Below are 22872 nucleotides of genomic sequence, written 5' to 3'. Positions count from 1 at the left end.
TCCTGCACCAGTGACGTGTGCAGGACTTCATTTAGTTTTGTCCCATTTTAAATTCCAGGAACAGTTGGTTATAGACGGCAAGATTCATTTTCCCTAGATTTTCATAAACCTCAAGTCTCTCTGTTAACTCAGGTGATGGATAGAATCGCTCATCAGTCACCATATCTTCAGGCATATACTGTAGTGCTTCTTTGTTCGGAGTGGAGTAGCTAACATATTCTGTGTTTTGCGCTGCAACTTCCGCATCCAAGATAAAGTTAATGAACTCATGAGCACCATCGATGTTTTTCGCGGTCTTCGGAATCACCATATTATCAAACCACAGGTTCGAGCCTTCACTTGGCACCACATAGTCTAAATCTTCATTTTCCCACATGATATCAGCAGCATCCCCAGACCAAACGATTCCAATGGCTGCTTCGCCATTTTGAATAAGGACTTTTCCTTCGTCACCTACAATGGCTTTGACATTTGGAGTAAGAGTCATGAGTTTTTCCTTTGCTTCTATTAAGTGAGCAAGATTTGTATCATTTAGCGAATAACCAAGAGTGTTAAGCCCCATCCCGATGATTTCCCTGGCACCGTCGACTAAGATAATTTCATTTTTTAAGGAAGGATCCCAAAGGTCATTCCAGCTTGTAAATTCTTTTCCATCGAGCATTGTGGGGTTAAAAACGATCCCAACCGTTCCCCAGAAATACGGAACAGAATATTTATTCCCTGGATCAAATGGGAGATCCAGGAATCGCTCATCAATGTTCTTTAAATTTGGTAGTTTTGTATGGTCAAGAGGGATGAGCAGGTCCTCTTGGCGCATTTTATCAATCATATATTCAGATGGAACTGCGATATCATAAGTTGTTCCACCTTGTTCGATTTTTGTCATCATTGCTTCATTAGAGTCAAAGGTTTCGTATATAACCTTAATTCCGGTTTCATCTTCAAAGCGGTCAATTAATTCTTCATCAATATAATCTCCCCAATTATAGATCGTCAACGTGTTCCCACTTGCGAGACCCTGAGACGAATTTAAATGGTGAATAAGATAAAGCAGACCACCTGAGATAAGAAAGATAGCTATGAATGCACGGATGAGTTTCGTCATTTTCGAACCCCCAATCCACGAGTGCCACCGCGTTGTGCGATAAAGTAATAGCCGACAACAAGTAGCATTGTAAAGATGAATAATAAGGCTGATAATGCATTAATATTCAATGAGATTCCGCGGCGTGCAAGGGAATAGATTTCAACAGAAAGCGTCGAGAAACCATTACCTGTCACGAAAAATGTAACGGCAAAATCATCAAAGGAATACGTAAGTGCCATGAAAAATCCAGCGAATATCCCTGGTGTGATATAAGGAATAATGACCTTTGATAGAACCTGCCACTGGCTTGCTCCAAGGTCTTTTGCAGCATCAATTAAAGACGGACTCATTTCTTTTAATTTTGGCAATACCATAAGAACGACAATGGGAATACTGAAGGCAATATGTGAAAGTAATACAGAATAAAAGCCTAGTTTAATTCCAGCCATTGTTAATAAAATTAGAAAAGACGCACCAATGATAACGTCTGGACTAACGATTAAAACGTTATTTAATGATAGTAATGTATTCTGAGTTTGTCTTTGTTTTACAGAGTGAATCCCAATTGCACCAAACACTCCAATAATTGTTGAGACAAGGGCCGAAAGCAATGCAATCACAAATGTGTTTAACACAATGATTAGTAATCTTGTATCGCCTAATAACTCCTTATACCAATCCAAGGTAAAGTCCTCGAAATTATTCATCGTGCCACCGCTATTGAAGGAGTAATACACTAAATAGAAAATCGGTGCATATAAAATGAAGAAAATAACAAATAGATATACTTTTGAAGATATGGCAAGTTTATCTCTCATTTTTAGCACCTCTTTTCTTGCGGTTTCCAGTCGCCACCATTATTAGAACCATGAAAATAATGAGGAAGACAGCAATGGTTGAACCCATGCCCCAATCCTGTGTGACTAGAAATTGTTGTTCGATGGCAGTTCCAAGTGTAATAACTTTGTTTCCTGCAATTAATCGTGTTAGCATGAATAAGGATAAAGCAGGAATGAATACAACCTGGCAGCCTGATTTTACTCCTTGAATCGTTAATGGAAAAATCACACGACGGAACGTTGTCCATTTAGATGCACCCAGGTCGCGAGAAGCATCCAATACACTGGGATTTAACTCATTTAATGAATTGAAAATCGGTAAAATCATAAAAGGAATAAAAATATAAACCGATACAAACACAAAACTAAAGTCTGTAAATAATAGCTGTCTTGAGCCGATCCCTAGCACTTCAAGAATGGCATTGGCAGTTCCGTAGGCTCCAAAGATTCCGATAAAAGCATAGGCTTTTAAAAGTAGATTGATCCATGATGGAGCGATAATTAACAGCAGCCAAAGATGCTTATGCTTTGTTCTTGTGAGTAAATAGGCTGTAGGGTATGCAATCAGTAGAGAAACAGCTGTTATTAAAAAGGCATACCAAAATGAGCTAAGTGTCATTTTTAAGTAAATCGGTGTGAAAAATGTTTTATAGTTTACGAATGAAAGATTGCCCTCAATATCAAAAAACGAATAGTAGAGGACAAGCGTAATCGGTGCAATAACAAATATAAGAATCCATAGTGCATAAGGGATAAAATATATATTACGAGTAAGCTTATTTTCCATGGCTTTCCCCGTCCACATATGCTTCTAAACGACGATCATATTCTTCTTCTGTCTCACCAATACGCATAACATGAATCGCCTCAGGATCAAAGTGAAGTCCGATTTCATCGCCAACTTTTGCTTTTTTCGTAGAGTGCACTAGCCATTCATTACCGTCCTTATCAAAGCCACAAATTTCATAGTGAACACCTCTAAATAGCTGAGAATCTACCACGACCTGAAGTTGTCCTTTTTCAACGGAAGTGATTTCTAAATCCTCTGGGCGGATGACAATTTCAACTGGTTCATTGTCTGAAAAGCCTTGGTCGACACAATCAAATGTTTTTCCAACGAATTCAACTAAAAAGTCTTTATGCATTTTTCCTTTTACGATATTGGATTCCCCAATAAAATCTGCCACAAAGCGATTAATAGGTTCATCGTAAATGTCAATCGGGCTACCACTTTGTTGAATTCTTCCTTCATTAAGTACAAAAATTTCATCGGACATCGCAAGAGCTTCCTCTTGGTCGTGTGTAACAAAGATAAAGGTAATGCCAAGGCGCTTCTGCAGGTCACGTAGCTCATATTGCATTTCAGTACGAAGCTTTAAATCGAGCGCAGATAGGGGTTCGTCCAATAAAATAATCTCTGGCTCATTCACAATCGCGCGAGCAATCGCAACACGTTGTCTCTGACCGCCAGACATTTCTTTAATTTCTCGGTTCTCATAACCAGTAAGATTGACGAAACTTAAAGCTTCTTTCACTTTTTTATCGATTTCTGATTGCTTCATTTTTTTTATACGTAAGCCAAAGGCAACATTTTCATATACATTAAGATGAGGAAATAAAGCATAATCCTGAAATACCGTATTAACCTGACGTTTATTAGCAGGTGTGGTATTTACTTTTTTTCCATTAAAATAAACCTCTCCATTTGAGGGTTCGATAAATCCTGCAATCAAACGCAATATCGTTGTTTTTCCACATCCAGAAGGACCAAGAAGGGTATAAAATTTTCCTCTTTCAATTTCAAAGCTGACATTGTTCAGGACAGGTTGGTCATTGTCATATTGTTTCGTTACATTATTAAATTGGATAATAGGTATACTGTTCATAGCAACCCCCTTCTTTCTATTAAATTTACTGCAATCCGGCATAATTATACACGAATCGGCAAAAATTTCAATAATATTCATATTAATGAAGGTCGAAAAATATATGGTCCTCTTTAATCAATAACTGGAAAAAAGAAACTAGGCTAATGGTCGTAGGAAAAAATTCACATTTTTAGAAAAAGTTTAGGTCAATTTCATTGACCTAAAGTAAAAATAGAAATATAATTATAGTACAATTTAAAATACTCTATCTTTAATTAGTTAATTAAATAAAGCAAAGGCAAATTCATTGAAAGATGAAGACGCAAAACTATAGGGGCTTAGTCTAATTTCCAGTCGGACATGCCAGCCAGTTGCCGAGTATAACTCGTATCGTAAGAACGAAGATTAATCGGTATTTGATTAGTCTTTTTTTATACCAAATTATCACACTGTTGCTACTATTTTACTAGACTCTTGGATAGAAAAAATGTGGAAGTGATTATACATGGAGAAAACCATCCAGAATCTGAAACTACTAAAAAAACTAAGTGAACTAATCGAAAAAGTTGGTTCCGAAAAGAATTTGATTTCTGACGAGATTCATAGCTTTTTTGATGAAACATGTCAGGAACAAGAAGAACAAGAGATTACCAACATCCTTTTAACGCAGCTCCAACAAATGAACGAACAAATGGAAAACATGCATTGGATGAACAAACATTACCGAATCCTACATGAATTTGCCCAAATCTGCAGCAAAACTTTAAATGAAAGCGTTCTTCTTCAAAAGTCATATGAGATGGTTTCACGTGTTATGCCAACGGATGCATTTTATATTGCTTTGCATAACCCAGGTGACCCACAGATCCAATTAGTTTTTATAATGGATAATGACCAGCCGGTTCCCCCAAGTATGATCGATTTCGGTGAGAATTACACAACAAAGGTTATTAAAACACGTGAAATCGTTCATCTTAAGAGTCAAAACCAAAACATCGAATTTGATACAAAAATGGGAGAAGGGGACGAAGATACGAGGTCCTGTCTTTTCGTACCGGTTGTGATTGATGACCAGGTAAAGGGTGTGATCTCGACTCAATGTTTTAAGGACTTTGCTTATCGGAAGGAGCATGAGGAACTTTTGCAAATGATTGGAGCACAGGTTATCAACTCGATTGAAACAGCTCGATTATATGCGAAAATTTACACGATGTCCCGTACCGACGAATTAACCGGATTAAAAAATCACCGTGCATTCCATGAGGATTTAGCGAAATTAATTCAAGAGGATACTAAAGAGATTACTGTTATGATGATTGACTCTGATGATTTAAAGCAAGTCAATGACCGCTTTGGACATGATGCTGGTGATTTATATTTAAAGATACTTGCGGACGGGATAAAAACGGTATGTAATGATAAGACTGAAGGCTATCGGTATGCGGGTGATGAGTTCATGATTCTCATTAAAACCTACATCGATACGTGTGTGAAGGACAATTATGCTACGTTAAAAGAGTATTATAATGAACATCCACTCATCATTGATGATGAAAAAATCACGGTTTCGATCAGTACAGGTGTTGGTGTCTATCCGTATAATGGAACGACTGTAGATTCCTTGAAGAAGGCGGCAGACCAAGCACTATATGTTGCGAAAGAAAGTGGAAAAAATCGCATCGTCCTGGCGAATTAAAAAAAGCTCATCCGAACGGATGAGCTTTTACTCATTATCTGGCCCTCTCTGGTCTAGCCAATCCGTCAAGAAGGATAAAGGGCATCCTTCTCGCCGGCTTTTCTTATGCTTGTCAGATTTGCAAAGTACAAGGAAGGCTTCGACAGCATAATCATCGCACGAAGAAAATGCATTGCATTTTCGAGGATGTGTTGACATCGACGCTTGCCACAGGACGTAGCAGTAGTTAGTCGATGTTACTCTTTTCGAGGTCCTTGCGCTTTTCTAATTAATATGGGCAATAATGCCTTCTTCGTCATCTAACACAAGCTTGATCCCTGCATACGGGTCTCTGTTAAGAAATTCGCCTAACCATAAACGAAGCGCTTCAATTAAATTCGCCATGATGAGGACCTGTTTTCGATCGTTCACATATACTTCTGCTGAGAACCCGTAATCATCGTCATACATAAGTTCTACTTCAACTTCTTCTGGCTTTACTTGCTTTTTCAAACCGATATAGACACAGACCGCATTAATGATTTCTTGTTCGGAAAGAATTAGCGTCGCCATGGATCCGCCTCATTTTTCTTTCGATCTTTTATCATTACGTAGATTTTGCGAATGATGGAAATTAGAACATAAATAGCAAGTACGTTAATCATTAACCCTAAGAACGAACCAAGCATACCCATTCCACCTAAAAGACCGCCGAAGAGGAATCCTGCAAGTCCACCTAGCATTAGACCTTTCATTAAACCGCCTGACATGAACCCGCCTTTAGGACTTGTAGGCGTAGTAGATTTGTTTGTAACATTATTTTCTTCTTTTTTCTTTTGTTGCTTTTGAAAGTTAGATTTATTCGTATTTCCAATATTATTATTAAAACCTCGTTTACCTGATTTATAGCCTCTCGCTTCTACTGTTGTTGTTTGATCTTGGAAAACAAAGTTACCAAGTGGCGAAAGAATCAAAGTAAGTGCTACTAAAGCTGATAAAATCTTTTTCATATAAATGTGTACCTCCATTAGTTAGTGTAATTTATGATTTCATTATATCCTAATAACGTTAAATAATCTCTTATCTTACCTTGTTCTTTAAATACGATGTAAATGAGGTTTGGTTTCATTTTTTTTAGGATATATCGTAATTGATCCAGATGGCCAAGATACAATAAGCTGTGCTCAATTTATTATCCTTCTATACAAAATCAGTAGGTATTGGTGAAAGTATGAACCCCCACTGATTGAAATTTTACAGTATTTTAGAAGAAGTCGCTCCATTTCAATTTTCACTAAATATGGGCTATTGACATAGTATGGATNNCTAAAATATATGAATTACTATTTGAAAAATAGTTATGGGCTCTTTCCAAATAGAAATTATCCATATTATAAACCCCAATTCACTCCCTATTTTAATCCGAATTCCAATATCCCATCTGTTGTTAATCACGTGAATGAGACTCCTTTTAATTATCAAGACCAGGTTAACCCTAAGAATTCATCGCAAAATGATGGACAAAAGAAACCTGCCCCTTCAGGGGAAACAAAGAAAAAAGATGAAACAAAGAAAAAAAAGAAAGGCAAAGAGCCAAAAATCACGAAGGGTATGATTAACTTCGAAAAACTGCAGGCAGGGAGTATTTCGAATGCTTCAGGTATTTTTAACGGCAAAAACATTCAATTTGGTTGGAGTTCGCATAGAAAAGAAAATTCGGGATTTGGAACCTTAGGAGGCCATAATAATAAAGTCATCAAGAATACAAATGTCGTTTTTGATAACGATCAAATTGATACTCCAATTGACGATAGGGATACAATGTGGAGCCCTTTAGCGGCAAATTTAAGTAAATAAAAGTGTAAGTAAGGACATATCTATATTTAATAGGACGTCAGCTAGTATTAAATGGGAGGGAGGGCAGGTAAAATATGCAGGACGATAAGGAAAAATTGGATAAACTATACAATCAGTTACAAAACATTCAAACTATGCTAGAAAAAATAACTAAGGATGGCATGGTTTATTTTATAAATATTGAAAAATTAGATTTCCAAGGGCCAGTTTTAGACAGTTTAGAATTTATATTTGATAAAATAGATGTAAAAGAAGTAAGTGGTGCCCTCAACTTAGGGAACAATTTGGGAGTCAATGTGGATGGTAAAAATAAGAATGTAAAGCCCTCTGGTATAAAGATAAAAGAAAAGAATTCGAAGGGGAAAGGGGAGGAACAGAGCAAACAAGCAACTAGCCCTAATGATAGTAAAGAATACTCAGAACTTGAGGAAAAATTGGAGCAAAAACTAGATGAAATTTTTCCTGAAAGAAGGAAGTCTAAGAAAATAGAAGAGGCACATGAAAAAACAAAGAAAGATGAGGAAAGAGGCAGCCAAGCCCATTCTGAACAAAAAAAAGAAAGTGTAAAAAGTGGCAGTAAAAATGAAATAAAAAACTTAGCTGATGAAATCATTATTCATTCAAGCACTAATATTAAATTAAAGGAATAGGTAAATACTAAAGCTGTCTAAGTAGCGAGAGAAAACATAAAAAATTTTCACTCACTACATTTTTTGTTGGCCCTTTCTCATTGAAACTAGCTGAGGGTGCACGCCACATTTAATAGGTTGTGTGGCAAATGTTACAATCTCAGATACGACATGAACTTTGCCGAGACCCTATGTGATAAAAAGGTATCTTAAAAATTTTTTTCTGGGTCGTTTGTATTTACAGTTTCATAAACTTCATATTCACTATAATCTTCAGGACCTTTCTTCAACATTTGAATCTCAAGTATGTCATTTTGCATGGAAAATCTTACTTTCTTAGACGACACTGGCTTTGGCAATGGGATTTTGAGTAAGGGGCTTACTCTTTCCTCCTCTGTTAACAAAAGTTCATAGCTATTTAACAATATTTTTTTCTTTTTACTTGGATCGGTATTTGAAAAATCAATCCTTGCAATTAGATAGTCGTGCATTTCAAAAACATTGTATTTAATATTCATTTTGTTCGTCTGGTTCGCGGCATTGAATGCCGGCCCCCCGCCCTGTTGATTTTGACCAGAATTGTTTACTTGAGATCCAGCCCAATTTGGACTTTGGGGGAGGGCGTTTCTTATTTGTTCTGCGATAAAATCGGCAAAGGCATCACCATTAAATGGATTTGTAGCCCCTTGGTTTCCAATATTGCTTTTTAAAAATTCCTCCAAAATATGATGCACATCCATCGACTCCCCGTAGAAAGAAAATATATCTATGCTAGATTATTCATTAAATGTTTTGGGGTGCATGTCACGAACTGTAAACTTCATATATTCAGTCCTAAAGAATAATCCGGTAGGAATATAGACTCTTTTTTATGAATATCTTTAACTATAACTAAAATTTATGTTCCTTTTACAGATTGGAGAGGTTATCTTGAAAATCGTGCTTAAACAGTTAAATGTGGAAAAAGTAAGCGACTCTTCAGGGATATTTTCCGGTGAAAATCTCCAAATTGACTGGAAATCGTATAAGAAAATGAACGAAGGTTTTGGATTAATGCTTGGGAATCACAATCAATCAACTAAAAATTATCATATAGTACAAAAAAAGGATTTTGAAGAAAAATCAATACACAAAGTTGAGAATGAATAGGAGGTTTCTTTATGCAAAATGAAGTAGCTCCTACTTTTTTTATCAAGACATTTACGATTCATACAGTTGAAGGTGCCTCTTGTGTAAACATTGGCAACAACCGTCCTACAGGGTTTACAAGTTTCAAAAAACATAATCAGGGATTTGGGTCTGTTAGCGGTAGCAATAATACGATTGATGGGATTAAGACTTTATTAAACGATGAATCGTTATTGGATATGTTCCGTGATTCGGATACCGAAGAATTAACATGGATTAAAGACGTAAAGGATATGGTTATAACTAAGGTTATTGATTACTTAGAGGATACGGAAGTTTCTGACGATACTAATATGGATGAAGATCATCCAATCGAATTGGATGATGATGACTTTGACTTAGAAATATTAAACGATGAAGAAGACGAAGATGAAGATGAGGAAGAAGATGACGGAGAAGATGAGGATTACGAAGAACTGGACGAGATAGAAATTAGGAAACAATTAAGTATTTTAACTAACTTAGTTTCTAGAATTATGAATGAAATCATGCCAAACGGTGTACAGGGTGGTACCTTTCCTGGAATTCCTAATCAATATCATCCTGGAGGCACAACTGAAAAAATTAGCCAATTAATTCAGAATCTGCCTCCGAATTTTTCGCCCAATAATCTTGAAAACGAATAGATCTTGAAGATGAGATATATACAAAAATTACCTCATTGTTTTATAGGACCCCAGAGCATCGGAATTTATTTTTAAATGCTCTAGGGTCTTATGTTTTTTGCTTGTCTGAAATTGTCAATTTCTTTATTACAAGAACAAAGACGGTTTTAAAAACATACCTTACTTTATGAGGGATTTTCTAATTGAAATGTCCACTGTACTATTTGTAAATAAGGATATTTGGCAGGGGGACCGATGATGTGCAAAAACATAACCAATGAGATAAATATTAATGGAATTTATGTCGATATGATTGATTCGTCATCTGGAATATTCGTGGGAATAAATAATAGTAATAATTGGTCCTCACATCAGAAAATAAATTATGGATTTGGTACCTTATCATCGTCAAAAGTAGGTCAAAACTATAATTATGTTATAGATAATGATTTCATAGACTTTGCGGTTGAAAATAGTATGAATGTAGAGGGCTATCAGTCATTAGGAGCTGATGCTATCAGTGATATTGAAATGTGGGAAAATAATAATTTTGATGTTAAGGAAATAAATATTAACTCCCTTAATTCAAATTCTGCAGTTTCAATTGGCGAAAATGTATCGAACGGATGGTGTTCTTTAAGGAAAACGAATCAGGGAATCGGGAGATCTTCAGGTGTCACTGAGCACAAAAAAAATACAAATATTATTATCGATAATGATTTCCTTGATTTTCAAATGAAAAATTGAGAAGCAGTATCGGAAAATTTTCAAAGAAATAGAGGTGTCTTTCATGACGGTACCTTTTTCAATTGGAGCTATCAACATACAAATGCAGAATACCAATAGCGCAGTCTCGGTTGGTCAAAACCAACTATCGGGTTGGTCGTCACATAGAAAGACAAATAACGGGGCAGGTAACCAAGCTGGATTTTATGCGAATATTACGAATTTAACAATCATTATTGATAATGACTTAATTGACGGTCAAATTAATGATAATGATATAACACCTGCTGGGCAGGGTCAGGCCCTTTAACTCGAGCCGATCGCTTTGGAAGGCATAAAGAGCCTTCTGTCAACACTCGACTTGTGTTTGTCGCCGATAGACGGGCGCACATAGTACTTTTCTTAGTTAATATGGGCATTAATGCATTCTTCATTGTCTAACACTAGCTTGATTTCTGCATAAGGGTTTCTTATTTAAATGAAAATGAGGGAAGGTTTCATTTTATACATGAAAATATGTTGGTAAATACTAATAAAACCCTAACAAAATTGTTAGGGTTTACACGGGTTTACATAAATATATCAAGGATCAAGACTACACCTAAACCGACAATAGAGGTTGTGAACAATAGCAGACTCCAGGTTTTAAAAGTATCCTTAATGTTTAGACCGAAATAATCTTTAAATAGCCAGAGTGATGCATCGTTAACATGTGTGATCGTGTTACTACCAGCAGCTGTTGCAAGCACCATTAATACAGGGCTAACGTCAAATGTATCAATAAGAGGCCCTACAATACCAGCAGCAGTAATCGCTGATACCACACCTATACCTGTAGCAATACGCAATAATGCGGTAATAAACCAAGCCATGATGAGTGGTGAAACGGTTGTATTTTCCATCATCGAAGCACTTATTCACTGATTACGTTTTCAATTAGCGATGTAATCTATTAATTTGTTTAGGAAACAAACAAAAATAATGTTCATATATTACATCAATTTTTGGAGAGAATCAATAGATTTTTAAGTAGAAAATAATGTTAAAAAATACCAATAAGGGCCATTGTTACTATAGGTGTAGGTAAAAAGTGGTTTTCTTATCCTAATGGTCACAAAAATGGTATAGTGTATTTGAAGCATAATGATCTTCTAATAGAAGATAGGAGAGAGAATACCAATGCAAACAGAACTTCAAATACAAAAAACATCCCTTATAGCTGATCTTAGATCTCTTTTTAAGGCAGGAGTTTTACTAGCAAATGTTCTACCTGTGTTTTCAGGATTTTGGTTAGCCATTTACTTTACGGGTGCATCTTTTCAAGAAAATTTAGGATTGTTTCTATACACAATGATTGGAAGTACACTCGTTATGGCGGGGGCTTTAATTATAAACAATTGGTATGATGTTGACATCGATACAGTCATGGATCGGACTAAAAAGCGACCAACTGTAACAGGCCATTTTTCCTTAAAATTTGTGTTGGTCTTAGGCATTATTTGTACAATTTTAGGATTCGTTTTCCTATTTTTTACCACATATGAAGCTGTCTTTTTTACTTTTGTAGGATGGTTCACATATGTTGTGTTGTACACCATGTGGTCTAAGCGCAGATTTACGATAAATACTGTGATTGGGAGTGTATCAGGCGCCGTTTCGCCACTAATGGGATGGGCTGCTGTTGCACCTATCAATCATACAGTTCCGATTGTGCTCTTTTTGATATTATTCGTGTTCCAAATGCCGCATACGTATGCCATAGCGATGAGAAAGTATGACGAATATAAGGCCGCAAAGGTTGCGATGCTCCCAGTCGTGCGTGGCTTTGAGGTAACAAAGCGACATTTTCTGTTCTGGGTTATTTGTCTGTTCCCAATGCCTTTCTTTTTAGGTGACCTAGGAATGGTTTTTGTTGTTCTCGCGACTTTACTAAATATCGGATGGATTATTTTGAGTATTAAGGGCTTTTCAGTCAAGGATGATATGAAATGGGCTCGCTGGAATTTCCTATATTCCGTGAACTATATTTTGATTATCTTCCTATTAATGGTCATCGTCACGCTGCCGAAATATTTTGGGTAAAAGGTATTGGACCTCGCTACTTTTTGTGAAGTAGTGGGGTTTGTTTTATTTCAGTGTTTAACATCTTTATAAGGAGACGACCAATGGATGATCAATATTTCGATGCACTTTTACATGTGAAAACGAGCGGTGGACAAAAGGGATTTAGTTCATCTGTTCATTATCATCGGTATGAGCCAACACCATATGAAGGATTATCTGCTTTGTTTGAACATTATCAATTGAAGGAATCGGATCGGGTAGTTGATTTTGGTTGTGGGAAAGGACGGCTCCTTTTTTATATTCATCATTCTTTTGCGTCTACCGTGGTTGGGATTGAGATTGACAAAAGCCTGTATCATGAAGCAGTTGAAAACCGAGACCGCTATGTAAAAAGAACAGGTACCCGCAAAGGAGAAATTGAAATTCACCATTGTGCCGCACAGGATTATGAAATCCATCCACTCGATAATCGGTTTTACTTTTTTAATCCTTTTTCAATTCAGGTTTTTAAACATACAATTTCCAATATTCTTCGTTCATACGAAAATTATCCGCGTGAAATAGAGGTAATTCTATATTATGGATCAACAGATTACACCTACTTTTTGGAGAATAATACTCCTTTTCAAGTGAGGAAAGAGATTGTCATTCCAGAGTTGTTTGAGAAAAATACATATGAGAGATTTATGGTTTATAAATTGAGATAGGCAGCTTCCAATCGAAGGGAAGCTGCCTTCTTTATTATGTAAAAATATGTCTGTTCACCAATTTGTCATTTTTGTTATTGGATGAAGGATAAAAATGAGAAAAAGCACTCGAATGTCAGTAGTGGTAAGGGTTCTTATCGTTTTGGATAAGTATTAAAGGACGGTGAAAAGCCTATTTACCCGTCCTTTTTTTAATGGGTGTATCAAAAATTACACTTTAAGTGTGATTCAGTTCACAACATTGAGAATGGTTCCTAACTATGATGTAAGTAAGAAGAACATAAGGAGGTTGAGTTGGATGGGAGCTTCAAAAGTTAACCGAAACAAAAATACAGACGGGGAATATCAAGGGTCATTAGTAGGAACTTGGATTTCAGTTGGTGTTGTTGGAGCAGTCATTCTTTTTACGTATATAGTACTATTCAGCCTATTCATGGCTAGATTTTAGGAGGGGAAAAAATGAAAATGCATCTTGATGAAAAAATATGGCTAGCATTAAGCTTTGGTATGATCGTCGTATTCATGCTCGTCACAGGCTACCAAACCTTCGCATTAGAAATGGGACCACCGAGTCATATGGAAACCATCGATCCTCAGAAAGTTGACGAAACAGCCCCATTTGACAAACCAGGTGTTTATCAAATCGGCGAAAACGAATATGAAGTTGTTATGACATTAGAGGTGTTCGCCTTTAATCCAGGAAATATCGAAATACCTGCTGGTGCAAAAGTTCACTTTATCATGACTTCTAAAGACGTTGTACACGGATTCGAAGTTGCAGGTACAAACTTAAACGCAATGGTAATGCCAGGACATATTCAAAAAATCACTCAAACCTTTGATGAGCCTGGTGAATATTTAGTTCTATGTAACGAATATTGCGGAGCTGGTCACCAATTAATGGCTACAACAATTACGGTGAAATAAGGAGGGGAGAACATTGGCAACAATATTAAATAATTCAGATTTAACCTTAAAGGAAAAAACAAACAAAGTGTTAGGTGTAAATCTAAAAGATGCAAAGATCACGAAATCCTATTTATCAGTAGCATTTATCGCATTATTATTAGGTGGACTTTTTGGACTATTTCAAGGATTAAACCGTGCAGGTCTTTTAGAATTACCAAGCTGGCTTAACTATTATCAAGTCTTAACAGCACACGGTCTACTTTTAGTAGTTGTATTTTCAGCATTCGTTTGTATCGGTTATTTCTACGCAGGTCTTTCACATGATTTAGGTGGATTACTACCTAAGGTTAGAAAAATGGCGTGGATTGGTTTCTGGACTAAGATAGTTGGTATTGTACTAGTTGTAATTCCAGTATTAATGAACAAGGCATCTGTCATGTACACATTCTATCCTCCAATGGCAGCACACCCAGTTTTCTACATCGGGTTAGCATTAGTAGTAGTGGGGATTTGGATCTTAGCAGCTGGTGCATTTATTCAAGTAACAAACTGGAGAAAGAATCATAAAGGTCAACATGTTCCAATCCTTTCTTTCTTCGCAACTGGTGTATTCATTTTATTAGTAGGAGCAACAGCGTTTGTAGCAGTTGAAGTATTATTCTTAATTCTACCATGGTCACTAGGCTGGGTGGATACAATTAACGTAATGGTTTCACGTACACTATTCTGGGCATTCGGACACACAGCAGTTAACATCTGGTATTTAACAGCAGTATCTGCATGGTATGTTATCATACCAAAAATTATCGGCGGAAAACGCTGGAGTGACACACTTACTCGTGTAGTTGTAATTGCATTAGTGATTATGAACATTACCGGTGGATTCCACCATCAAATCATTGACCCAGGAATTAACTTATCAGTTAAATTCCTACACGTATTCATGAGTTTAGCAATTGGTTTCCCATCATTAATGACAGCATGGGCAATGTTTGCAGTATTTGAACGTACAGGAAGAGCAAAAGGTGGAAAAGGTGCATTAGGTTGGTTCAAGAAATTACCTTGGGGCGACGTTCGTTTCCTAGCTCCATTCATCGCAATGGCAGCCTTCATCCCAGCAGGTGCAGGTGGTATTGCACAAACAACTAACCAACTTGACCAAGTTGTTCACAACACAATGTGGATTGTAGGACACTTCCACTTAACATTAGGTATGTCAGTTGTAATGACATTCTTCGGAATCACTTACTGGTTAGTCCCACATATTTCAGGTCGTGTAATGACAAAAGGAATGAATAAATTAGGTGTTGTTCAAACCATCATTTGGACAGTGGGTATGATTATAATGTCAGGTTCAATGCATACGGTTGGACTACTTGGTTCACCACGTAGAACGTCTTTCTCAGATTACTTTGGCAGTGCACAAGCTGCAGGCTGGGAACCATTTATGATGCTAGTTGGTATCGGTGCAACATTATTACTAATCGCAGTAATCATCCAAGTGTATGCAGTATTTAACATGATGTTCTTTGCACCAAAAGGCTTAACAGAATTCCCAATCGCTGAAGTAGAAGAAAATGCTTCAGCAACTCCAAAATGGACAGAGCGTTGGGGACTATGGGTAGTGCTTATGGTTCTAGTAATCGCAATGGCATATGTATTACCATTAACCGATATGATAGTAAATGCACCACCAGGATCACCACCATTTAAGACTTGGTAAGTACTTTAATAGAAAGAGATAGCGAAAACAACTGCTATCTCTTTCTATCATTCAAGGAAAAAAAGAAATAGGATGTGATCTTCGTGATCAAAACAAATCGCAAGGCATTCGCTTGTATTTTCATTTTATTATTTGGATTTGTACTGTTCTATACGGGAACCGATGGATTCCAGGCATTTACAGCAGAAACAGCAAGGGTCAACCAATTAATAGAGGAAAAGCCAGCATTTCCAGATGTGACATTAGAAGATGGCGAGGGACGAACATATCCTATTTCTGAGTTTCAAGATAAATACGTATTTATTACATTTCTTTACACATCCTGTACGACCGTTTGCCCACAATTGGAATTGAATATGGCGCAGGTTTATGAGCAAATCCCGCAAGAATACATCGGAAAAGATATCATCTTTTTAAGCATAAGCTTTGATCCAACAAGGGATGACCCAGCGACACTAAATAAATACCGTACCTACTTTGGATCAGACGGAGAGACATGGAGAATGGCAAGGATTACAGAGGAAGCGGAGTTAAAAAATCTTCTCGATGAGTTTGGGGTAATTGTTATCCCAGATGGAAGAGGAAACTTTACTCATAACTCTGCCTTTTATTTAGTAGATCCAAATGGTTTATTGATGGATGTTATGGATTATCGAGAAATCGATGAAGCGGCTACCAAGGTCATTAGCATTTTAGATAATGAAAAGGGGGAATAGGCAATGAAACAATTTTTGATCGGACTAGGACTATTATTCGTATTAGCCCTTCCCCCAGTTGCTAATCTCCTGGAGTCAATCATGATTATCCATATGCATATGCAGATGCCTGCAATCGTTATTGCTGGGTTTTTTATGGGAAAACTGTTTCAAGAAAAATTGCCGCAATTTTTCGGAAAATGGAATCAAGATGGAATACCTGGGATTCTCTTATTCATTGTAATTATGGTGTATTGGACAATACCGAAAACGATGGACGAGACACTAAACATTACAAGTATGGAAGTATTTAAATTTTTAAGCCTATCATTTTTAGCGGGTGTTCCATTACGTGATAGCTGGAAGAAACTAACGGATCGTGCAAAAAACATTGTGTTTATATTTTTTACCTTAAAGTATTTAGGTATGGGTGTATTATATATCAATATAAATAATCAATTATGTAATAATTACCTCGTAATCGATCAAATCACTCTGGGCTGGGGATTTATTACAACAGCGATATGTATTGCGATCTATCTGGTGTATAATAATTTTACAGATCAATCCATTTATAAAGACTAGGTCAGGAAAGAAGCTGCAAATGTGGCTTCTTTTTTTGAAGAGAAAACTCTTTCGATTAACGAGATACTAATTGACATGTTCAAAAATAAAGTTCAGAATAATAGCAATACAAAAATATAAGAGGGTGAAAGAGTTGGCAAAAAGGTTTGAGACAAAATTAATCCATAGTATAGAGAAAGATAAACTACCAATTCGAAGCAAAGTTACACCTATTTATCAAACATCTGCTTTTACTTTTGATAACCTTGAAGATTTAGAGGGTTATTTCCAAGGTGAAGGGAATTATTTATATTCACGTACGGGAAATCCGAATCCTGATGAGCTTGGCAAAATGGTTGCTGCCATTGAAGGTGCACCAGCGGGTATTGCAACTTCTTCAGGACTTTCTGCGATTTTAGCGGGAATCCTTTCTGTTGTAAAAAGTGGGGACCATATTGTTGCAGCAGATGATGTGTATGGTGGAAGCTTTCATCTTTTACACGAAGAGCTTCGTCAGTTCGGTATTGAAACAACTTTTGTTTCTTTTGCAGATCTTGAACAAGTGGAGAATGAGGTTCAGCCAAATACAAAACTACTTTATACTGAGTCCATTACCAATCCGCTTTTACGGGTAGAAAACCTATCGGCAGTTGTGGAACTTGCAAAACGAAAAAACTTAGTCACTGTGGTAGACAATACATTTGCCACTCCATACCATTGCAACCCATATGAACTTGGTGTAGAACTAGTCGTTCATAGTGCGACTAAGTACATTGGTGGACATAGTGATGTGACCGCTGGAGTTGTTGTGGGAAGAGAGGACTTGGTTGAAAAGGCGCGCACAAAAGTTGTTAATATTGGTGCAAATGTGAGTCCATTTGAAGCCTGGTTGACGACTCGTGGTTTGAAAACACTGGCAGTCCGAATGCAAGTCCAATCTGCAAATGCACGAAAGCTTGCGGATTCTCTACGCAACAACCCGAATATTGCAAGAGTTTATTATCCATTTGAAGAAGAGGCTACTGGATTTGGGGCAATGGTATCCGTTGAACTTGCGATAAACGTAGATGTGGATCAATTTTTCAAATCCCTCGGCTGGGTGAAGCTTGTTCCAACTTTAGCTGGGGTGGAAACTACAGTATCCCATCCATTAAAGACCTCACACCGTTCACTTCCACCTGAGGCACAGAAAGCATTGGGGATTACAAATGAACTTGTGCGTATCTCAGTTGGAATCGAACATTACGTGGACATCATTTCAGTTTTTGAAAAAGCAATTGAAAAATCTTTAAGATAAGCAAAGAGAGTATCCATAAAAATGGGTACTTTCTTTTTTAAACCAACTTTGATTGAATTGGAAAGCGGTTGAGGAAGTAGGCGTAGAAATTCAAACAAACGCTTGATTGAAATGGAAAGCCGATGGGACTGTAAGGTTAAACTTCAAACAAACATTTGATTGAATCAAATTTGAACAAAAATAAAGAAGGATGCCCTAGCTCCTTCTTCCTTAAAATTCTACTATATTAAACTAGCTAGATCTTCCGCAGTATACTTTCCTGCTATCCCAGGTTTATTTTCTAGATACTGCCGGATTTCATTCTTTGAATAATATTCTTTTAGCCCCGTAACAATCGTTTCCAAATATTCATAGGAAGGTTTATTATACGTGATATCATCCATTTCCCAAGGGGCAGTAAACGTAAAAATTGGATAGCCACCGTCCTCCCCGAGATACAGGATTCTCCCATACCATGCTCTTTTACGGAAAATCATCGACCCGGATTCTTTCACCTTTTCTAAATCAATTTCAAACTGGATCCCACTGTTCTCCTGTTGTAGAACATCCAGAAATTGTTCAGATGTAATTAAATACTTTTTACTAAAGGTTACTGCTTTATCATTTTTTGTTCCATTTATAAAAGCAACACCCTTTGAATCCCATCTTCCAGCTTCCTTCGCAAAATACAAAGGGTAGGGAATAGTAAACATTCCTTCATTAATTGGCGATGAGGGGTCCTTACACCCAACCTCAGTTTCATTAGAGCCCTTTGGTCTGCCGCCCTTTAAGTAACAAAGAAACCGATCCCTGTTTATATTTGAACCATAACTCGCATACCATACATATTGTTTCACCAACAATCACCTGCCTTTCAAAAATTCTTCAATACTGCCTTGTTTATTCGACTTATTTCTACTCATTTCCCGAGCAATAAATGTAAAAAAGGGAGGGAAAATGGTTGAGTATGTAGAAATATTGAAATAATACATAGGCTACATGGGACCAGAGGAACCTTCCCTTTTGTTTCTTTTAATTCCATATTTTTTTAAGCGATATTGGAGGTTTTGGCGACTCATACCAAGTATCTCTGCGGTCTTTGTGATATTAAAATTTAACTGCTGTAGAATTTGTTTTAAGTATAAGGTTTCGACCTCGTCCATGTATTTGTCTAATGGTAGAACATCTGTTATTTCAATAATTTCAGGGTTTGCAAATTTTGGAGTTTCCGGCTTTGAATGTATTTTTTTTCGAAAATGCATGGGGAGATGATTATACGAAATTGTATCCTCATACGTAATGACATTCAGTGCTCCCTCAATAATATGCTCTAACTCCCTAACATTTCCCGGCCAGTCATATTGCATTAAAATCTGTAAAACCTGGTTATCAATTTTCGATACGTTCAAACCGAATAGATGATCATATTTTTCCATAAATGCGTACGCAAGCTCCCGAATATCTTCCCGACGATTTCGTAATGGAGGGATAAAAAGTGTTACAACACTTAGTCTGTAATATAAGTCCTTGCGGAGCCGTCCTTGTGAAATGGCATCAATGGGGTCCTCGTTCATCGTTGCAATAATGCGTACGTCGACTTTTTTATCCTTGGTGTCACCAACTCGTCTAATCGTTTTTTCTTGGATGACCCTCAGTAGCTTTGCTTGTAATATAGGGTTCAATGAGTTTATTTCATCTAATAGCAAAGTGCCACCCTCTGCTTGCTCAAATAAGCCGGGACGATCAATTGCTCCAGTGAAAGCTCCTTTTTTCGTACCAAAAAGGAGACCTTCAATTAAAGTGTCCGGAAAAGCAGCACAATTTTGAGATATAAAGGGGGCAGAAGACCTGCTGCTCCCATAGTGAATACTCTGGGCAAAAAGCTCTTTTCCAGTTCCAGTATCTCCAATAATGAGAACAGAGGAGCTTGTACGGGTTGCACGCTTGCTCGCTTCAATCACCTCTGAAATAGCAGCACTTTGCCCAATAATGCTATCAAAAGTATAATGTGCATCGCTTCTCCTATTCATATTTTCACGAAGCAATTTCTCAAGTTTTGTCACATCACGGGCAATTTCCATTGCTCCAATTCGCTTTCGTCCATCCATAATCGGAATTGTATCATTAATGGTAGTGATTTCTTGCCCAAGATTATTGTAATACGTCTGTTTTGCATTTTTAATCGGCTCACCATTTTTAAGAGCTTGAAGCAACGTACTATCTTCATTTTTGTGAAACGAAAATACATCAGCAAGCTTTTTGTTTAAAACATCATTTTGATTCATCCCTTCAATTTGAGCCATTTTTTGATTGTAAATAATGGTCGTACCATCTATGTCTACAACATGGATGCCAACATCAACTTCATTTACCAATTGTTCAGTTGCTTTGTTCTTTAATAACTCAACCTGTTTCATATATAGTCGCCACCTTTGCTTATTTTCTATTATAGGAGAAAGACTAGGAGGTGCATATCATTTTTGCGCTTTTAAGGGGAATGTGAAAGTATTTTTTGCACAAAAACATAAAAAGCAAGTATTTTTTGCGTTTTTTGAGTTGTGAATGAAAAAGTCTTTCTGTCTTGAAAAGCGAACTCACCTATTTTATACACTTTTTTAGGTGGAAAACCTTATAAAATGGCGCTTTTAAGGAGAAATGTAATAAGCATATATGCTTCGTTAAGAAGTTTGGCATGATTCTTGCATAAAATAAGAGGGGAAGCAATTCTTAAGTAAAATAGATTTTCCAAATGGAAACAGGAGGATGAAAGATGACTCAAACAAAATTGGACTCAAAAACAATCATTGATCAAACAGAAAAGTTTGGTGCAAATAACTATCACCCACTACCAATCGTGATTTCAAAAGCAGAAGGTGTATGGGTTGAAGATCCAGAAGGCAATAAATACATGGACATGCTAAGTGCATATTCGGCAGTAAACCAAGGACACCGCCATCCTAAAATTATTCAAGCTTTAAAGGATCAAGCAGACCGTGTGACATTAACATCACGGGCTTTTCATAATGACCAGCTCGGACCGTGGTATGAATTAATTTGTAAAATATCAAATAAAGAGATGGCTCTACCGATGAATACGGGAGCAGAAGCTGTTGAAACGGCAATTAAGGCAGCTCGCAGATGGGCATATGATGTAAAAGGGGTTCAGGAAAATCAAGCCGAAATCATCGCATGTATTGGAAACTTCCATGGTCGTACCATGACTGCGGTATCCTTATCATCTGAAGAAGAGTATAAGCGCGGGTTTGGGCCAATGCTGCCGGGAATTAAGCTTATTCCTTATGGTGATATTGAGGCTCTAACGAATGCAATCACCGAAAATACAGCAGCATTTCTAATTGAACCGATTCAAGGAGAAGCTGGCATTATTATTCCGCCAGAAGGTTTCTTAAAGCAAGCTTATGAGACATGTAAGCAAAATAATGTGCTTTTTATTGCGGATGAAATTCAAGCTGGACTTTGCCGTTCCGGTAAGATGTTTGCGTGTGAATGGGATGGAGTAGAGCCTGATATGTATATTTTAGGTAAAGCACTAGGCGGTGGGGTATTCCCGATATCATGTGTTGTTGCAAATAAAGATGTGTTAGGTGTGTTTAATCCAGGTTCCCATGGTTCAACATTTGGCGGAAACCCAATGGCATGCGCTGTTTCCATTGCATCCATGAATGTATTAATTGAGGAAAATCTAGCCCAACGCTCACTTGACCTTGGCGAATATTTTCTAGACCGATTAAAAGAAATAAATAATCCAAAGGTTAAGGAAGTTCGAGGTCGGGGTTTATTTATCGGAGTTGAACTAACAGAAGCAGCACGTCCATATTGTGAGGCATTAAAACAAGAAGGACTACTCTGTAAGGAAACACATGACACGGTTATCCGATTTGCTCCCCCATTAATCGTAACGAAAGAGGAGTTAGATTGGGCAATCGAACGAATTGAGAAGGTTTTAGGATAAAAGGAAAAAGGATCAAGACTCTTTGTTTTGATCCTTTTTACATTCTTAAGGCATTTCGTCTTCTTTTACTCGGTTTTTAAAAGCTTCATGTGAGACAATGCCTTCCATTTGTTCAAACTGTCGACTATGGTCTTTTTCCTCACTTATGCTGTTCTTTGGAAAGTTGCCAGGATGGCCTTTTTCTTTATGGTTAAAGCTTTTTCCACGACCCATATTCATTTCTCCTTTCAAATTCGTTCCAATGTAGTTTTTGCAATCGTAAGTTTTGTATGTATTGGGTTTTAAAAACCTGATTACGAGGTCATTACCGGAGTTTTGAGTAAGGTTTTTATCTAGGTGATGAAAGGGAAACAAGAGAAATCCCTGTGCCAAATTCCCTTCATCGAGATTATGAATATGAAGTCACGGACGCTTCCGAAGATGGAGTAAAAGGTCTTCATCAGGGTTATGAAGACCCGAACGCTTCTGGAGATTGGAGTAAAAGGTC

The 22872-nt window shown here is 37.1% G+C and carries 27 protein-coding genes and 1 riboswitch; of the genes, 16 read left to right on the top strand and 11 right to left on the bottom strand.

From position 1 onward, the window contains the following. Positions 1–31: 31 nt before the first annotated feature. The 4 genes from V7147_RS10675 to V7147_RS10660 are packed head-to-tail and all read right to left on the bottom strand — an operon-like array spanning position 32 to position 3812. Positions 32–1105 carry an ABC transporter substrate-binding protein gene (locus V7147_RS10675; RefSeq protein WP_335367840.1) on the bottom strand — a complete coding sequence of 358 codons (1074 nt, stop codon included), beginning with the start codon at positions 1103–1105 and terminating at the stop codon, positions 32–34. Further along, entirely contained in the window at positions 1102–1905 is an 804-nt protein-coding gene (locus V7147_RS10670; protein ID WP_335367839.1) for an ABC transporter permease, read from the bottom strand. The genes V7147_RS10675 and V7147_RS10670 overlap by 4 nt, the downstream gene beginning before the upstream one ends. Beyond that, a complete protein-coding gene (locus V7147_RS10665) occupies positions 1895–2713 on the bottom strand; it encodes an ABC transporter permease (protein ID WP_335367838.1) in 819 nt (272 codons plus the stop codon). Before V7147_RS10665 ends, V7147_RS10670 begins: the two co-directional genes overlap by 11 nt. Next, the gene (locus V7147_RS10660) at positions 2703–3812 is read right to left on the bottom strand and encodes an ABC transporter ATP-binding protein (RefSeq protein WP_335367837.1); all 1110 of its coding nucleotides are present in this window, start codon (positions 3810–3812) and stop codon (positions 2703–2705) included. The genes V7147_RS10665 and V7147_RS10660 overlap by 11 nt, the downstream gene beginning before the upstream one ends. Before the next feature lie 269 nt (positions 3813–4081). Beyond that, positions 4082–4173, top strand: a riboswitch (cyclic di-GMP riboswitch). A gap of 126 nt (positions 4174–4299) precedes the next feature. On the opposite strand from V7147_RS10660, the gene V7147_RS10655 reads away from it, so the two are divergent. After that, positions 4300–5490, top strand: coding sequence for a sensor domain-containing diguanylate cyclase (locus tag V7147_RS10655; protein WP_335367836.1), 1191 nt, complete (start codon positions 4300–4302; stop codon positions 5488–5490). Between the two features lie 264 nt (positions 5491–5754). On the opposite strand, the gene V7147_RS10650 is transcribed toward V7147_RS10655, so the two are convergent. After that, positions 5755–6042: a YxcD family protein gene (locus V7147_RS10650; RefSeq protein WP_335367835.1), complete on the bottom strand. Its 288-nt coding sequence runs from the start codon at positions 6040–6042 to the stop codon at positions 5755–5757. Then, positions 6030–6479, bottom strand: a complete 450-nt coding sequence (locus V7147_RS10645; RefSeq protein ID WP_335367834.1) for a hypothetical protein — start codon at positions 6477–6479, stop codon at positions 6030–6032. The genes V7147_RS10650 and V7147_RS10645 overlap by 13 nt, the downstream gene beginning before the upstream one ends. A 325-nt stretch (positions 6480–6804) precedes the next feature. Here V7147_RS10645 and V7147_RS10640 point away from each other — a divergent pair, with 325 nt between their 5' ends. Further along, complete coding sequence (locus tag V7147_RS10640) at positions 6805–7326, top strand: hypothetical protein (RefSeq protein ID WP_335367833.1); 522 nt, start codon at positions 6805–6807, stop codon at positions 7324–7326. Between the two features lie 74 nt (positions 7327–7400). Beyond that, positions 7401–7976, top strand: a complete 576-nt coding sequence (locus tag V7147_RS10635) for a hypothetical protein (protein ID WP_335367832.1) — start codon at positions 7401–7403, stop codon at positions 7974–7976. Positions 7977–8164: 188 nt separating this feature from the next. On the opposite strand, the gene V7147_RS10630 is transcribed toward V7147_RS10635, so the two are convergent. Beyond that, on the bottom strand, positions 8165–8677 hold the full coding sequence (locus tag V7147_RS10630) for a hypothetical protein (protein ID WP_335367831.1): 513 nt from the start codon (positions 8675–8677) through the stop codon (positions 8165–8167). Positions 8678–8885: 208 nt separating this feature from the next. Here V7147_RS10630 and V7147_RS10625 point away from each other — a divergent pair, with 208 nt between their 5' ends. The 4 genes from V7147_RS10625 to V7147_RS10610 all read left to right on the top strand — a co-directional run bounded on the left by V7147_RS10625 (position 8886) and on the right by V7147_RS10610 (position 10784). Then, positions 8886–9104: a hypothetical protein gene (locus tag V7147_RS10625; protein WP_335367830.1), complete on the top strand. Its 219-nt coding sequence runs from the start codon at positions 8886–8888 to the stop codon at positions 9102–9104. 11 nt (positions 9105–9115) lie between these two features. Beyond that, positions 9116–9769, top strand: coding sequence for a hypothetical protein (locus tag V7147_RS10620; protein ID WP_335367829.1), 654 nt, complete (start codon positions 9116–9118; stop codon positions 9767–9769). A 237-nt stretch (positions 9770–10006) separates the two neighbouring features. Then, positions 10007–10495: a hypothetical protein gene (locus tag V7147_RS10615; protein WP_335367828.1), complete on the top strand. Its 489-nt coding sequence runs from the start codon at positions 10007–10009 to the stop codon at positions 10493–10495. Positions 10496–10538: 43 nt separating this feature from the next. Beyond that, positions 10539–10784 (top strand): hypothetical protein, encoded by a 246-nt coding sequence (locus tag V7147_RS10610; protein ID WP_335367827.1) that lies wholly within the window; start codon positions 10539–10541, stop codon positions 10782–10784. Positions 10785–11043: 259 nt separating this feature from the next. Here V7147_RS10610 and V7147_RS10605 read toward each other — a convergent pair whose 3' ends face one another. Next, a complete protein-coding gene (locus tag V7147_RS10605; RefSeq protein ID WP_335367826.1) occupies positions 11044–11376 on the bottom strand; it encodes a GntT/GntP/DsdX family permease in 333 nt (110 codons plus the stop codon). Positions 11377–11653: 277 nt separating this feature from the next. On the opposite strand from V7147_RS10605, the gene cyoE reads away from it, so the two are divergent. The 8 genes from cyoE to V7147_RS10565 all read left to right on the top strand — a co-directional run bounded on the left by cyoE (position 11654) and on the right by V7147_RS10565 (position 18433). Beyond that, complete coding sequence (gene cyoE / locus V7147_RS10600) at positions 11654–12556, top strand: heme o synthase (protein WP_335367825.1); 903 nt, start codon at positions 11654–11656, stop codon at positions 12554–12556. A gap of 83 nt (positions 12557–12639) precedes the next feature. Beyond that, entirely contained in the window at positions 12640–13245 is a 606-nt protein-coding gene (locus tag V7147_RS10595; RefSeq protein WP_335367824.1) for an SAM-dependent methyltransferase, read from the top strand. A gap of 298 nt (positions 13246–13543) precedes the next feature. After that, positions 13544–13693, top strand: a complete 150-nt coding sequence (locus tag V7147_RS10590) for a hypothetical protein (protein WP_335367823.1) — start codon at positions 13544–13546, stop codon at positions 13691–13693. A gap of 11 nt (positions 13694–13704) precedes the next feature. Then, on the top strand, positions 13705–14172 hold the full coding sequence (locus V7147_RS10585; RefSeq protein WP_335367822.1) for a cytochrome c oxidase subunit II: 468 nt from the start codon (positions 13705–13707) through the stop codon (positions 14170–14172). 13 nt (positions 14173–14185) lie between these two features. Next, entirely contained in the window at positions 14186–15877 is a 1692-nt protein-coding gene (locus V7147_RS10580; RefSeq protein WP_335367821.1) for a cbb3-type cytochrome c oxidase subunit I, read from the top strand. Between the two features lie 83 nt (positions 15878–15960). Beyond that, entirely contained in the window at positions 15961–16593 is a 633-nt protein-coding gene (locus tag V7147_RS10575; RefSeq protein WP_335367820.1) for an SCO family protein, read from the top strand. A gap of 3 nt (positions 16594–16596) precedes the next feature. Next, entirely contained in the window at positions 16597–17157 is a 561-nt protein-coding gene (locus V7147_RS10570; protein ID WP_335367819.1) for a hypothetical protein, read from the top strand. Between the two features lie 133 nt (positions 17158–17290). Next, entirely contained in the window at positions 17291–18433 is a 1143-nt protein-coding gene (locus V7147_RS10565) for a trans-sulfuration enzyme family protein (RefSeq protein WP_335367818.1), read from the top strand. 221 nt (positions 18434–18654) lie between these two features. On the opposite strand, the gene V7147_RS10560 is transcribed toward V7147_RS10565, so the two are convergent. Next, a complete protein-coding gene (locus V7147_RS10560; protein ID WP_335367817.1) occupies positions 18655–19269 on the bottom strand; it encodes a hypothetical protein in 615 nt (204 codons plus the stop codon). A gap of 138 nt (positions 19270–19407) precedes the next feature. Further along, complete coding sequence (locus tag V7147_RS10555) at positions 19408–20829, bottom strand: sigma-54 interaction domain-containing protein (protein ID WP_335367816.1); 1422 nt, start codon at positions 20827–20829, stop codon at positions 19408–19410. A gap of 353 nt (positions 20830–21182) precedes the next feature. Between V7147_RS10555 and V7147_RS10550 the strand changes: the two genes are divergently transcribed. Beyond that, a complete protein-coding gene (locus tag V7147_RS10550) occupies positions 21183–22385 on the top strand; it encodes an ornithine--oxo-acid transaminase (protein ID WP_335367815.1) in 1203 nt (400 codons plus the stop codon). A gap of 45 nt (positions 22386–22430) precedes the next feature. Here the strand turns inward: V7147_RS10550 and V7147_RS10545 are convergent, their stop codons facing one another. Continuing rightward, positions 22431–22598 carry a hypothetical protein gene (locus tag V7147_RS10545; protein ID WP_165439160.1) on the bottom strand — a complete coding sequence of 56 codons (168 nt, stop codon included), beginning with the start codon at positions 22596–22598 and terminating at the stop codon, positions 22431–22433. Positions 22599–22872: the final 274 nt, after the last annotated feature.

It is taken from the genome of Bacillus sp. JJ1521, from assembly GCF_036965165.1.
Classification (GTDB): Bacteria; Bacillota; Bacilli; order Bacillales; family Bacillaceae_L; genus Ferdinandcohnia.
This window is presented reverse-complemented; position numbering and strand designations above follow the sequence as displayed.

Bases quoted from the DNA above. Each gene is read 5' to 3' on its own strand.
- V7147_RS10590 (WP_335367823.1), top strand. From the start codon at position 13,544: ATGGGAGCTTCAAAAGTTAACCGAAACAAAAATACAGACGGGGAATAT.
- V7147_RS10550 (WP_335367815.1), top strand. From the start codon at position 21,183: ATGACTCAAACAAAATTGGACTCAAAAACAATCATTGATCAAACAGAA.
- V7147_RS10610 (WP_335367827.1), top strand. From the start codon at position 10,539: ATGACGGTACCTTTTTCAATTGGAGCTATCAACATACAAATGCAGAAT.
- V7147_RS10665 (WP_335367838.1), bottom strand. From the start codon at position 2,713: ATGGAAAATAAGCTTACTCGTAATATATATTTTATCCCTTATGCACTA.
- V7147_RS10585 (WP_335367822.1), top strand. From the start codon at position 13,705: ATGAAAATGCATCTTGATGAAAAAATATGGCTAGCATTAAGCTTTGGT.
- V7147_RS10555 (WP_335367816.1), bottom strand. From the start codon at position 20,829: ATGAAACAGGTTGAGTTATTAAAGAACAAAGCAACTGAACAATTGGTA.
- V7147_RS10545 (WP_165439160.1), bottom strand. From the start codon at position 22,598: ATGGGTCGTGGAAAAAGCTTTAACCATAAAGAAAAAGGCCATCCTGGC.
- V7147_RS10670 (WP_335367839.1), bottom strand. From the start codon at position 1,905: ATGAGAGATAAACTTGCCATATCTTCAAAAGTATATCTATTTGTTATT.
- V7147_RS10620 (WP_335367829.1), top strand. From the start codon at position 9,116: ATGCAAAATGAAGTAGCTCCTACTTTTTTTATCAAGACATTTACGATT.
- V7147_RS10595 (WP_335367824.1), top strand. From the start codon at position 12,640: ATGGATGATCAATATTTCGATGCACTTTTACATGTGAAAACGAGCGGT.
- V7147_RS10640 (WP_335367833.1), top strand. From the start codon at position 6,805: ATGAATTACTATTTGAAAAATAGTTATGGGCTCTTTCCAAATAGAAAT.
- V7147_RS10645 (WP_335367834.1), bottom strand. From the start codon at position 6,479: ATGAAAAAGATTTTATCAGCTTTAGTAGCACTTACTTTGATTCTTTCG.
- V7147_RS10660 (WP_335367837.1), bottom strand. From the start codon at position 3,812: ATGAACAGTATACCTATTATCCAATTTAATAATGTAACGAAACAATAT.
- V7147_RS10635 (WP_335367832.1), top strand. From the start codon at position 7,401: ATGCAGGACGATAAGGAAAAATTGGATAAACTATACAATCAGTTACAA.
- V7147_RS10650 (WP_335367835.1), bottom strand. From the start codon at position 6,042: ATGGCGACGCTAATTCTTTCCGAACAAGAAATCATTAATGCGGTCTGT.
- V7147_RS10570 (WP_335367819.1), top strand. From the start codon at position 16,597: ATGAAACAATTTTTGATCGGACTAGGACTATTATTCGTATTAGCCCTT.
- V7147_RS10605 (WP_335367826.1), bottom strand. From the start codon at position 11,376: ATGGAAAATACAACCGTTTCACCACTCATCATGGCTTGGTTTATTACC.
- V7147_RS10655 (WP_335367836.1), top strand. From the start codon at position 4,300: ATGGAGAAAACCATCCAGAATCTGAAACTACTAAAAAAACTAAGTGAA.
- V7147_RS10675 (WP_335367840.1), bottom strand. From the start codon at position 1,105: ATGACGAAACTCATCCGTGCATTCATAGCTATCTTTCTTATCTCAGGT.
- cyoE (WP_335367825.1), top strand. From the start codon at position 11,654: ATGCAAACAGAACTTCAAATACAAAAAACATCCCTTATAGCTGATCTT.
- V7147_RS10615 (WP_335367828.1), top strand. From the start codon at position 10,007: ATGTGCAAAAACATAACCAATGAGATAAATATTAATGGAATTTATGTC.